The organism is Amycolatopsis sp. NPDC023774 (assembly GCF_040639695.1).
Taxonomy (GTDB): domain Bacteria; phylum Actinomycetota; class Actinomycetes; order Mycobacteriales; family Pseudonocardiaceae; genus Amycolatopsis.
The window spans coordinates 159,194-170,802 of sequence record NZ_JBFAAJ010000004.1; the positions used below are offsets into that span (position 1 = coordinate 159,194).

The following is an 11,609-nucleotide window of genomic DNA, read 5'->3' on the forward strand; positions in this document are numbered from 1 at the left end:
TGCGGCCATCGGCGTCTTTCCGGGCCGGGTGAGCCGGGCAACGATTCGGACCGCGTCCCGCTCAGCGGTGCGCTTCGGATTCCGCGCGAACCGGCACCACCGCAATCGCCAGCGCCGGAAAGACAGCCACCACGCAGAATGCCAGCGCGAACCGGCTGTCCCCGATCAGCAGGCCGAGCAGCGGTGGAGTGAGGGCCCCGGCGATGTTCTGCGCGGTGTTCTGGGTGGCCATCGCGCGGCCCGACCAGGCGACGCCGGCGAGCTCGGCGGACGCGGTGAAGCCGAGGCCGTTGTCGGCGACCGTGATGATCGCGGCGAGGACCAGCGCGACCAGCACGAGCCATAGCCACGTCGCGTCGCCGAGGGCCACGAGCAGCATCACGACCACGCCGGCCACCGCGAGCTGCCGCATCGGGCGCAGCCGGCTGCCGACGCGGTCGGACCAGTAGCCCGACCCCAGCCGGCCCGCCGCGCCGAGCACCTGGGCCACCGCGAGGAACACACCGGCCCCCGACGGGCTCCAGTGTTGCTGCGACACGAGGTACACCGGCGCGAACGTCGAGACCGTGAACTGCGGCACGACCAGCAGCGCGCTCGCGCCGTGCACGCGCCACAGCCACGGCTTGCGGTACGGCGAAGGCGGCTTCTCGGCACCGCGCGCGGGGCGCGGCGGCCGCGGCGGGTCGGCCACGAACACCACGACCAGCAGTGCGATCAGGATCGCCAGCACGGCCGGCAGCAGCATCGCGGCCTGGAAACCCCAGCGCGCGGCCAGCGGCGGCAGGCCCAGCGCGGCCACGCCGACACCCAGCGGTTGCGCCGTCTGCCGGATGCCCATCGCCATGCCGCGCTCGGACTTCGAGAACCAGCCCATCACGACCCGGCCGCTCGCCGCGTTGACCGAAGCCGTGCACGCTCCGGCTACAAGAAACACGCCGAAGAGCAGCCCGACCGAGTGATGCCACAGCGCGGCATACACCAGGAGTAACCCTGAAGCACCCAGTCCGAGGGCCATGATCAAGCGCTCTCCGTAACGGTCCGCAGCCGCGCCCCACACGATCAGGGTGAGCAGCAGGCCGATGCTCGGCGCGGCGACGACGGTGCCGGCCTCGGCGAGCGTCAGATCGTCGGCGGCGCGCATCGCAGGGACCAGGAAGGGCAGCCCGTAGAGGAAGGAACAGCTCGCGGTCTGCGCGGCGAGGCCGTGCGCGAGGATGAGCCACCGTCGAGAACTGGACTCCTCGCGTATCGATTCCCCGGCCGCGACCTGCGACATCTTTTCCCACCGTCTCACATATTGAGAATTAGTTCCTACATTCTGAACTTTAGTTGGGCATGCTAACGGACGCAACCGCCTTGCCGGCGGCCGCGTCCGGGAGCGTCGACGGTCAGGCCAGAGCGGCGTACCCGGGCTTGATCACGTCGTTGATCAGCGACAACCGGGCGTCGAAATCGAGGAACGCGGATTTCATGGCATTGATCGTGAACCAGCGAAGATCATCAAGGCCGAACCCGAACGTGGTCGCCAGAGCGGTGAATTCACTGGTCATCGTGCATCCGCTCATCAGCCGGTTGTCGGTGTTCACCGTGACCCGGAAGTGCAGCCGGGCGAGCTGGGCGATCGGGTGCTCGGCGAACGACGAGACGGTGCCCGTCTGCACGTTCGACGTCGGGCAGATCTCCAGGGGTATGCGGCGGTCCCGAACGTAGCTCGCCAACCGTCCAAGGTGGACCGTTCCGTCCGAATCGGTCTTGATGTCCTCGACGATCCGCACGCCGTGGCCGAGCCGTTCGGCGCCGCAATACTGGATGGCCTCCCAAATGGACGGCAAACCGAATGCCTCACCCGCGTGAATCGTGAAATGCGCGTTGTTCGAACGCAGATATTCGAATGCGTCGAGATTTCGGGTGGGCGGAAAGCCGTCCTCGGGGCCGGCGATGTCGAAGCCCGCCACGCCGGCGTCGCGGTGGCGCACGGCCAGTTCGGCGATCTCGAGGGCGCGCGCGTGCTGGCGCATCGCGCATAGCAACGTGCGCACCTTGATCGCGCCGCCCGCCGCGGCCACGCGCTGTGTTCCCTCGTCGAGACCGGTCTGGACCGCTTCGACCACCGCATCGAGTGACAGCCCGCGTTCGACGAACAATTCGGGCGCGTAGCGCAGCTCGGCGTAGACGACGCCGTCGGCCGCGAGGTCTTCCACCGCCTCGGCCGCGACCCTGACCAGCGCTTCCTCGGTTTGCATCACGCCGCAGGTGTGGGCGAACATCTCGAGATAGGACACGAGCGAGCCGGAGTCGGCGGCTTCGCGGAACCAGCGGCCGAGGGCCTCGACGTCGGTGGTCGGCAGGGCGTCGTAGCCCGTCGCTTCCGCGAGCTCGACGACGGTGGCCGGACGAAGGCCGCCGTCCAGGTGGTCGTGCAGCAGGACCTTGGGGGCTCGGAGCAGGGTCGCTGCGTCGAGCGGGGTTACGTCTGACATGCACCAACGGTAGTCTCGTTGTCATTCCCCTACATGGCGGTAACTCCGCGCGTCGAGGCAACCCTCAGCTTTGACGATCAAGGAAGGAATCGGCCATCCGGGTAACGCCGCCGTTATCCCGTCTTGGCGGGGCCCACACGCACAGCAATTTTTCACTGGATAAGCTTCGGGCCACGTCCCTTCCATTCCCCGCCGACGAAGGACACAGCAGTGACCACTGACAACCACATTGCCGCTCCGTCCTTCGACCGGATGCGCAACATGCTGGTGCGCGCGGCCGAAGTGCGCGAGAGCGAACAGCAGCAGATCTTCGACGCGCTGGACGACATCTACGCCCGCCTCGCCCCGGTCGACTCGCTGGGCGCCGTGCGCAAGCGGCTGTCCGAGATGCCCGACCGCACCGAGGTCGGTGTGATCGCGGAGCGCCTCGACGAGGCCATGACGCGCCTGGAGGCCCAGGACAACGCGATCGCCGCGCTCACCCACGCGGTCGAGAGCATCGTCGACAAGCTGGCCAAGCCGTTCGCGCAGCTCGACGGCCGGCTCGACGGCGTCGCCGCGCGCTTCGAGGGCGTCGCCGGCCGGATGGACGGGCTCGAGGACAAGCTGCAGAACATCCACCGCCGGCTCGACGAGCTGGGCGGTCACCTGGACAAGCAGGACGCGAAGCTCGACTCGATCCCGCAGACCACGCAGGGCCCGGTGCGCGAGCGCATCGAGCTCGCGGAGGCCACTTTGCGCGAACGCATCGAGAGCGCGGACGCGAGCCTGCGCGAACGCATCGAGACGGCCGACCACGAGCTGCGCACCCGCGTCGACGAACTCGACCGCGCCACTCGCGAACGCTTCGACAGCACCGCCGACGCTCTCCGCACCGCCATCACCGAGACCGGCGAGATGGTCGACGCCTCCGAGCGCCTCGAAGGTCTGGTCAACCGCCTCGACACGGTCACCCAGCGCCTCGACGACCTGGGCAACCGCCTGGACAAGGTCGAAGACGGCTTCGTCTCTCAGCTGGGCGACCTGGACGGCTCCATCAAGTCCGGCCTCTCCAAGGTCGAGGGCACGCTGGCCAAGCAGCCTGACACCGACTCCGTCGACTCCCTGGTGCGCCGCTCGAACGACGAGTCCGTGCGCCGGATCGGTGGCCAGCTGGACGAGGCCATGGCCACCTTTGCCGAGCTGATGCTGGGTGGCGGTCCGGCCGTGCAGCAGATCGCGCCGCCGGCTCCGGCGCCGCGGCAGCCGCGGCGTAGCTCGCGCAACGGCCGGTCCCCGAAGGCGGTGGACCCGAAGGCGAAGAACGGGTCCGAGCCGGAAGATGCTGCTGGTGAGTGAGGTCTAGTGCTCTTGACGAAAGCCCCCGCCTCGGCGGGGGCTTTCGTCGTCTGAACCACCTGACGAACGCGTCCCGCAGGCTTCCTGCGGGACACTCTTGTGTTCAGGGCTGGGACAAAACCCCGCTCTCCGCAGGCGGCGTCGAGAACCAGTCAAGACGCGTGGACGAGTTGCTGTGCGGTCTTCGGCTTGGGCGGCTACTGCGGGTCTTCGGTGTGCCGGGGATAGCGGAACTGGTCGGGGTACAGGTGCCAGGCTTCGAGGGTGGAGGCCAGGTCCGGTTCACCGACCACGGTCGCGGTCTTGATCAGGATCGCTCCGACTTCGTGGTCGAAGCTGTCGAGGCGGCCAGCGGCGTAGTCCCAGCTGGAGTGTGAAGGTGCGGCGTGGTCGGCTCGTTTCCAGCATTGGCTGCGGGCTTCGGTATCCGCTGCGGTGCTGAGCGGGCTGATGTCGATGAATGCTCGTCGGCCGGGTCGGGAGGCCGGCAGTTCGGCGACCAGTCGCCGGCCGCGTCGCAGCGCGGTCAAGGTGTCGGCGAGCCACTGACCCGCGCGGTCGGTCGGGTGGGATGGCGTGCTCACGAGACCGCCGCCGCTCCCCGCCGCTCGACGAGCCGGCCGTGGTCGAAGAGCGCACCCGCACGGACAAGGGCGACGAGGTGAAGTGCCGTCACCGCGGGCCGCCGGGCCGAGCGGGGGCCCTCGGTGAGTTCGGTGCGGCGGCGCACAGTCGCCGACACCTCGCCCGCGGCCGGGCGGACGTTGGCACCGCACGCGGAGTCCGGGACCGCGGCGAGCATGGCGTGCCTTCCCGCCCGACGCGCCAATGTCGGCCTGCCTGAGACCTCTTACTCGATCACCGCAAAGGTGGACAAAATCGGTGGCCAAGGCGATCGGGGCCGAGTCGTCCACCACTCAAGGATGGTGTCAACAACTCGGCGCGAGTCAGGAGCGGATGGTCTCCAGGACGATCGGCCCCACAGCCGGAGCCGTGTCCGACACCGAGAACGCACCCTCCAAAGCCGCCAGCGCGCCGGCCACCGCGGCGGGCGTGTCGGTGTGCAGTTCCAGCAGCGGGTCGCCCGCAGAAACCGCGTCACCGGGTTTGGCCAGGCACAACACGCCCGCGGCCGCCTGCACCGGGTCTTCTTTGCGGGCCCGGCCCGCGCCGAGGCGCCAGGCGGCGACGCCGACCGCGTAGGCGTCCAGAGAAGACAGGACGCCGGAAGCGGGGGCGGGAACCACGTGGACATGCGCAGGCGTAGGAAGCGGAGCCGACGGATCACCACCCTGAGCGGTGATCATGCGCGACCACGTTTCGTACGCCTCGCCCGAAGCCAGCACCGCCGCGGGGTCCACTGAGGACAAACCGGCCAAAGCGAGCATCTCGCGGGCCAGCGCGACCGTCAGGGAAACCACGTCGGCAGGACCGCCGCCCTGCAAGACCGAGACCGCCTCGGCGACCTCCACGGCGTTGCCGACCGCGCGGCCCAACGGCACGTTCATGTCCGTGATCAGAGCCGTCGTCGCGACGCCATGGGCCGCACCGATGGAGACGAGGGTGGAGGCCAGCGAACGAGCGTCCGCCACTGTCTTCATGAAGGCGCCCGAGCCCGCCTTCACGTCCAGGACGAGGCCCGACGCGCCCTCGGCGATCTTCTTCGACATGATCGACGAGGCGATCAGCGGGATCGACTCCACGGTCGAAGTGACATCCCGCAGGGCATACAGTTTCTTGTCCGCCGGAGCCAAGCCCTCGGTGGCCGCGCACACGACCGCGCCCACCGAAGACAACTGCGCCGTGATCTCGTCCAACGACAGCGCCGCGCGCCAGCCCGGGATGGACTCCAGTTTGTCCAGAGTCCCGCCCGTGTGGCCGAGGCCGCGGCCGGACAGCTGCGGCACGGCGGCACCACAAGCTGCGACGAGCGGGGCCAGCGGCAAGGTGATCTTGTCGCCGACACCGCCCGTCGAGTGCTTGTCCACCGTCGGGCGCCCGACGGAGAGCGACAAGCGTGAGCCCGACGCGATCATCGCGCCCGTCCAGCGGGAGATCTCCGAAGGGGCCATCCCGCGCAGGAAGATGGCCATCGCCAGGGCGGCCATTTGTTCTTCGGCGACAACACCGCGCGTGTAGGCGTCCACCACCCAGTCGATCTGCGCGTCGGACAGCTCGCGGCCGTCGCGTTTGGCCCGGATGATGTCGACCGCCGCGAAAGTCACGGGAGGTCCTCGGGGCCGAAGGCGTCGGGCAGGACGTCGGACATCGGCAGGATCCCTCGCGGAGTGTCGACCAGACAGGCGGATCCGCCCAGCTCGAACAGGATCTGCCGGCACCGCCCGCACGGCATGAGCAGCTCACCCGCGCCGCTGCGGCAGGCGACGGCCACCAGCCGGCCGCCGCCCGACAACCGCAGCTGGCCCGCCATCGTGCACTCAGCGCACAAACCCAAGCCGTACGAAGCGTTCTCGACGTTGCAGCCCGTCACCATCCGGCCGTCGTCCACAATACCGGCGACGCCGACGTGCAGGCCGGAGTAAGGGGCATAGGCCGAAGCAGCAGCGGTGACCGCCGCCGCGCGCAGGGCGTCCCAGTCGAACGAGGTCATCAGTCGCCCTCCCCACGCCGGTAAGGCGCACCGTCGGCCTTCGGTGGACGAAGCCGTTGCGACGCCACCGCGAGCACGATCAGCGTCACGAAGTGCGCCGTGTACGGGATCAGGTCGCTCGGCAGCGTGTCGTTGGTCCAGTAGATCGCGTACAGCGCCCCGGCGGCGATCACGCCGAGCGCGGCCGACAGCCAGCGCTTCCGGAACAGCTGCACGATCACGATGATCGCCACGAGGATCACCGCGCCGTACAGCAGCGCGAGCACCGCCTCGCCACCGCCGGCGAGCTGCAGGCCGTCCGCGTACCCGAACAACGCCGCACCGCCGAGCAGGCCGCCCGGTCGCCAGTTGCCGAAGATCATGGCGGCCAGACCGATGTAGCCGCGGCCGTTGGTCTGGTTCTCGAGGTAGTCCGCGCCGCCCTTGAGCAGCACCAGCGAAGCGCCACCCATGCCGGCGAAGCCACCGGAGATCAGCACGCCGAGGTACTTGTAGCGGTACACGTTGACGCCCAGCGACTCCGCGGCCACCGGGTTCTCACCGCACGAGCGCAGCCGCAGGCCGAACCGCGTGTGCCACAGGAGCCAGTAGCTGACCGGCACGAGGATGATCGCGATCATCGTCAGCGGCGCGACGCCGGTGATCAGGCCACGCAGGATGCCGGCGACGTCGGAGATCCCCACGCGCTGCTCGTTCTCCAGCGTGCCGAGCCAGTCGGACAGGCCCGACGCGGAGTACGTGTCGAACTTCGGCACCGGCGGCGACTGCCGCGGGTTTCCCGAGATCGGCTCGAAGATCAGGTTCGCCAGATATTTCGCGACGCCCAACCCCAGCAAGTTGATCGCCACACCGGAGACGATGTGGTTGACGTTGAAGGTCACCGTCGCGACCGCGTGCAGCAGGCCGCCGATGGCGCCGAACGCGATGGCCGAGATCAGGCCGACCCACACGCCGCCGTAGTACGCCCCCCAGGCCGCACCGAACGTCCCGAGGATCATCATGCCTTCGAGACCGATGTTGACCACGCCCGCGCGCTCGGACCACAGGCCGCCGAGCGCACACAGCAGGATCGGCAGCGCGAGCCGCAGCGCCGTCGACGCCGTGTTGCTCGACGTCAGCGCCGAAACACCCGTCGCGTACGAAGCCGTGGACATCACCGCGATCGCCACCACGGCCCAGATCACGCCGCGCACCCAGCCGGGGACCCGTCGTCGCCGCTCCACCACCGGCTCGGGCATGCCGGAGGCGGGCCCCGGCATGGAGAACTCCGTCACCTGGCTCACACCGCACCGCCTTCTGCCACAGACGAACCCTTGCGTCCGTTGCCGGCGAGCGCCCGGCCCACCCTGCGTTGTTCGGCCGCGAGGTCGGCGCGGCGCACGATCTCGTACGCGACGACGACCGACAGCACGATGATGCCCTGCATGATCGTCGCGATCTCCTTGGACACGTTGATCTGCTCCAGCGACACCGCCGAGGTGTCGAGGAACGCCCACAGCAGCGCGCCGAACGCGATGCCGCCGGGGTGGTTGCGGCCCAGCAGCGCCACGGCGATGCCGGTGAAGCCGTACATCTGCGTGGCCGTGATGCCGTAGCTGTAGTCGCGGCCGAGCAGCTCCGGCATGGCGACGAGACCCGCCACCGCACCGGAGAGCAGCATCGCGATCAGCGTCATCCGCTTCGCGCTCACGCCACCGGCGGCCGCGGCCGTCGAGGACTCGCCGCTCGCCTTGAGCTCGAAGCCGAACCGCGTGCGGTTGAGCATGAACCAGTAGGCGATGCCGATCACGATGGCGATGAAGAAGAACCCGAACAGCACACCCGAGCCGAGCGGGATGCCCGGGATCCGACCCGACGGCGCGATCGTGCGCGTGCCGATGTTGTTGCCCGACTGCACACCGAACTGGTCGGCGTTGACGAGGAACGCGATGATGCCGGCGACGATCGAGTTCAGCATGATCGTGGAGATGACCTCACTGACGCCCCGGGTCACCTTCAGCACCGCGGGAATCGTCGCGTACAGCGCGCCCGAGGCGACCGCCACCAGCAGGATCACGATGGTGTGGAGGACCGGCGGCAGCTGCAGCGCGCCCCCGATGATCGCGGCGACCACGGCCGCGAACCGGTACTGGCCCTCGACGCCGATGTTGAACAGGTTCATCTGGAAGCCGATGGCCACCGCCAGCCCGGACAGGTAGTACACCGTCGCGAGGTTCACCGTGTCCACGGCGGTGGAGCCCTTGAAGAGCTGCCCCACCATGGTCCCGTACGCCTCCAGCGGGTTGGCGCCGGAGATGACGAGCGCGATCGCCGAGAGCAGCACGGCGAACACGATCGCGAGCAGGGGCGGCAGCAGCCGCGTGCGCCACGAAGTCATCACGCTTCTTCACCTTCTTCGGCACCGGTCATGGCGGAACCGAGTTCCTGCGGGGTCACCGTTGCGGGGTTCGCCTCGCTCACCAGGCGCCCGCGCAGCATCACGCGGATCGTGTCGGAGAGCCCGATCAGCTCGTCGAGGTCGGCGGAGATCAGCAGCACCGCCAGGCCGTCGGCGCGCGCCTGCCGGATCTGTTCCCAGATCATGGCCTGCGCACCGACGTCGACACCGCGCGTCGGGTGCGAAGCGATGAGCAGCACGGGGTTGCCCGACAGCTCGCGCCCGACGATCAGCTTCTGCTGGTTGCCGCCCGAGAGCGCGGCGGCCGGCACGTCGATGCCCGGCGTGCGCACGTCGTACTCCCGCACGATGCGCTCGGTGTCGCGGCGCGCGCCGGCGATGTCGAGCAACTGTCCACTCGAGACGGGTTTGCGCGTCTGGTAGCCGAGGATCCGGTTGGCCCACAACGGTTGCGTCAACAGGAGGCTGTGGCGCGTGCGGTCTTCGGCGATGTAGCCGATGCCGGCCTCGCGCCGCGCGAGCGTGCCCAGCTTGACCAGGTCGTGGGTTTTGCCGTCGGCCTCGAGGAGCTCGATGTGGCCGCCGCTGGCCTTGCGCATGCCCATGAGCGTCTCGACGAGCTCGGTCTGGCCGTTGCCCTCGACGCCCGCGATGCCGAGCACCTCACCCGCGTGCACGGTGAACTCGATGTCGTCGAGCAGCTTCAGCGACGAGTTCTCTGCCGTGAGGCTCAGGCCGGTCAAGCGCAGCACGTCGCGGTCGGTCACCGTCGACTCGCGCGTCTCCGGGCTCGGCAGCTCGGAGCCCACCATCATCTCCGCCAGCTGACGGCTGGTGATGGACTTCGGGTCGACCGTGCCGACGGTGGTGCCGCGCCGGATCACCGTGACGGTGTCGGCGATCGCGCGCACCTCGTCGAGCTTGTGGGAGATGAAGAGGAAGGTGTAGCCGTCGGCCTGCATCTCGCGGACCGTGGTGAACAGCGCGTCGACCTCCTGCGGCACGAGCACGGCGGTGGGCTCGTCGAGGATGATGATCTTCGCGCCGCGGTAGAGGACCTTCACGATCTCCACGCGCTGGCGGTCGGCCACGCCGAGCTCCTCCAGCAACGCGTCCGGCTCGGCGCGCAGGCCCGTCTGCTCCGAGAGCTTCTTGAGCCGGGCACGCGCTGCACCGCCGATGCCGTGCAGGGCCTCGGCGCCGAGGAACACGTTCTCGGACACGGTGAAGTTGTCGGCGAGCATGAAGTGCTGGTGCACCATGCCGATCCCGGCCTGGATGGCGTCCTGCGGGTTGCGCAGCTTCACCTCGGTGCCGTTGATCGCGATGGTTCCCTCGTCGGGCTGCTGCATCCCGTAGAGGATCTTCATCAGGGTCGACTTGCCGGCGCCGTTCTCGCCGCAGAGGGCGTGCACCTCGCCCGCTGCCACGGTGAGGTTGACGTCGGAGTTGGCGACCACACCCGGGAACCGCTTGGTGATCCCGGTCAGCTGGACGGCCGTCGTGCCCCGGTCTGGGACGGCATCGGCCTCGGCAGTGCTCATGGAGGGGGATCCAGTTCTGTCGAAACGCGTGAGGGCTCGGAAGGAAGATCCTTCCGAGCCCTGGCACGTGGCGGGTACTACTTGGTCGGCTTGTCCGAAACCTGGATGGCGCCCGAGATGATCTGGGCCTTGTACCCGTCCAGCACGTCCTTGATGTCGTCGACCTTGCCGCCGGAGGTGGCATAGCCGACGCCGTCGACCTTCAGATCGAAGCGCTGCGGCAGCACGCTCAGGTCACCCTTCGCGTCGGCCTGCAGGAAGTCGAACACCGCGACGTCCACGCGCTTCATCATCGAGGTGAGGATGATGTCCTTGTCGGCGGCGACCGTGGCCTGGTTGTACTGGTCGGAGTCGACCCCGATGGCCAACGCCTTGCCCGACGTCTTGGCGGCGTCGAACACACCCTTACCGGAGGCACCGGCGGCGTGGTAGATCACGTCCGCGCCGTTGTTGATCTCGGCAGCGGCCTTGACGTTGCCCTTGGCCGGGTCCTGGAAACCGGAGAAGTCACCGGCCGGCGTCAGGTACTCGTCCTCGATCTTGACCTTGTTCGACGCGGCCCTCGCACCCTGCAGGTAGCCGGCCTCGAACTTCTGGATCAGCGGCGTGTTCACCCCACCGACGAAGCCGATGTGGCAGTTCTTGCTCTTGTAGACGGCGGCGACGCCGGCCAGGAACGAGCCCTGCTCCTCGGCGAACACCAGCGGCGTCACGTTGGGGAGCTTGATGGTGTCGTCGTCGACGATCGCGAACCGGGTGTTCGGGTGCTTCGGCGCGACGGCGGCGACCGACGGCGCGTAGGCGAAGCCGACCGCGATGATCGGGTTCAGGCCCTGCGACGCCATCTGCTCGAGCCGCTGCTGCTTGGCCGACTCACTCTCGCTCGGGCTGGCCGTGCTCTCGCTGACGGTCGTGATGCCGAGCTCGGACTTCGCCTTGTCGACGCCGGCCGCGGCCGCGTCGTTGAACGAGGCGTCACCCCGGCCGCCGATGTCGAACGCCAGGCCGACCTTGAGCTTGCTGCCGTCCACCTTCTCGCCGGACGAGCTGCTGGTCGTGGCTGCTGCCGGAGCCGCGGGCGGCTTCGGCGCGGTGACGCAGCTCGAGCCCGAGCTACCGGCCGCGGCGGTGTTGTTGCTGCTGCCCCCGCCGGTGTCCTTCGCGCACCCTGCCAAGGTGAGGACCCCGGCCATGGTCGCGGCGGCCAGCGCGGTTCCACGCATGCGACGCAACGTGTG

At 68.9% G+C, this 11,609-nt stretch carries 11 protein-coding genes; 1 reads left to right on the forward strand and 10 read right to left on the reverse strand.

The window, feature by feature from the left end:
* Positions 1–61 precede the first annotated feature (61 nt).
* Positions 62–1,276, reverse strand: a complete 1,215-nt coding sequence (locus tag AB0F91_RS13005; RefSeq protein WP_360597336.1) for an MFS transporter — start codon at positions 1,274–1,276, stop codon at positions 62–64.
* 112 nt (positions 1,277–1,388) lie between these two features.
* Positions 1,389–2,480 (reverse strand): adenosine deaminase, encoded by a 1,092-nt coding sequence (locus AB0F91_RS13010; RefSeq protein ID WP_360597338.1) that lies wholly within the window; start codon positions 2,478–2,480, stop codon positions 1,389–1,391.
* 210 nt (positions 2,481–2,690) lie between these two features.
* On the opposite strand from AB0F91_RS13010, the gene AB0F91_RS13015 reads away from it, so the two are divergent.
* Positions 2,691–3,818, forward strand: a complete 1,128-nt coding sequence (locus AB0F91_RS13015) for a PA containing protein (protein WP_360597340.1) — start codon at positions 2,691–2,693, stop codon at positions 3,816–3,818.
* A 197-nt stretch (positions 3,819–4,015) separates the two neighbouring features.
* Here the strand turns inward: AB0F91_RS13015 and AB0F91_RS13020 are convergent, their stop codons facing one another.
* From AB0F91_RS13020 to AB0F91_RS13055, 8 genes are all read right to left on the reverse strand, one after another.
* A complete protein-coding gene (locus tag AB0F91_RS13020; protein ID WP_360597341.1) occupies positions 4,016–4,402 on the reverse strand; it encodes a hypothetical protein in 387 nt (128 codons plus the stop codon).
* Complete coding sequence (locus tag AB0F91_RS13025; RefSeq protein ID WP_360597343.1) at positions 4,399–4,620, reverse strand: hypothetical protein; 222 nt, start codon at positions 4,618–4,620, stop codon at positions 4,399–4,401. Before AB0F91_RS13025 ends, AB0F91_RS13020 begins: the two co-directional genes overlap by 4 nt.
* 145 nt (positions 4,621–4,765) lie before the next feature.
* The gene (locus tag AB0F91_RS13030; RefSeq protein WP_360597345.1) at positions 4,766–6,043 is read right to left on the reverse strand and encodes a thymidine phosphorylase; all 1,278 of its coding nucleotides are present in this window, start codon (positions 6,041–6,043) and stop codon (positions 4,766–4,768) included.
* Positions 6,040–6,429: a cytidine deaminase gene (locus AB0F91_RS13035; protein ID WP_360597346.1), complete on the reverse strand. Its 390-nt coding sequence runs from the start codon at positions 6,427–6,429 to the stop codon at positions 6,040–6,042. Before AB0F91_RS13035 ends, AB0F91_RS13030 begins: the two co-directional genes overlap by 4 nt.
* On the reverse strand, positions 6,429–7,688 hold the full coding sequence (locus AB0F91_RS13040; protein WP_360597813.1) for an ABC transporter permease: 1,260 nt from the start codon (positions 7,686–7,688) through the stop codon (positions 6,429–6,431). Before AB0F91_RS13040 ends, AB0F91_RS13035 begins: the two co-directional genes overlap by 1 nt.
* A 20-nt stretch (positions 7,689–7,708) precedes the next feature.
* On the reverse strand, positions 7,709–8,806 hold the full coding sequence (locus tag AB0F91_RS13045; protein ID WP_360597348.1) for an ABC transporter permease: 1,098 nt from the start codon (positions 8,804–8,806) through the stop codon (positions 7,709–7,711).
* Positions 8,806–10,371, reverse strand: a complete 1,566-nt coding sequence (locus AB0F91_RS13050; RefSeq protein WP_360597350.1) for an ABC transporter ATP-binding protein — start codon at positions 10,369–10,371, stop codon at positions 8,806–8,808. Before AB0F91_RS13050 ends, AB0F91_RS13045 begins: the two co-directional genes overlap by 1 nt.
* Positions 10,372–10,448: 77 nt before the next feature.
* Positions 10,449–11,594, reverse strand: coding sequence for a BMP family ABC transporter substrate-binding protein (locus AB0F91_RS13055; RefSeq protein WP_360597351.1), 1,146 nt, complete (start codon positions 11,592–11,594; stop codon positions 10,449–10,451).
* Positions 11,595–11,609 lie beyond the last annotated feature (15 nt).

What these genes read in the sequence shown, in the direction of transcription:
- AB0F91_RS13005 (WP_360597336.1), bottom strand. Translation starts at nt 1,276, where the DNA reads ATGTCGCAGGTCGCGGCCGGGGAATCGATACGCGAGGAGTCCAGTTCT.
- AB0F91_RS13010 (WP_360597338.1), bottom strand. Translation starts at nt 2,480, where the DNA reads ATGTCAGACGTAACCCCGCTCGACGCAGCGACCCTGCTCCGAGCCCCC.
- AB0F91_RS13025 (WP_360597343.1), bottom strand. Translation starts at nt 4,620, where the DNA reads ATGCTCGCCGCGGTCCCGGACTCCGCGTGCGGTGCCAACGTCCGCCCG.
- AB0F91_RS13035 (WP_360597346.1), bottom strand. Translation starts at nt 6,429, where the DNA reads ATGACCTCGTTCGACTGGGACGCCCTGCGCGCGGCGGCGGTCACCGCT.
- AB0F91_RS13040 (WP_360597813.1), bottom strand. Translation starts at nt 7,688, where the DNA reads ATGCCGGGGCCCGCCTCCGGCATGCCCGAGCCGGTGGTGGAGCGGCGA.
- AB0F91_RS13045 (WP_360597348.1), bottom strand. Translation starts at nt 8,806, where the DNA reads ATGACTTCGTGGCGCACGCGGCTGCTGCCGCCCCTGCTCGCGATCGTG.
- AB0F91_RS13050 (WP_360597350.1), bottom strand. Translation starts at nt 10,371, where the DNA reads ATGAGCACTGCCGAGGCCGATGCCGTCCCAGACCGGGGCACGACGGCC.
- AB0F91_RS13055 (WP_360597351.1), bottom strand. Translation starts at nt 11,594, where the DNA reads ATGCGTGGAACCGCGCTGGCCGCCGCGACCATGGCCGGGGTCCTCACC.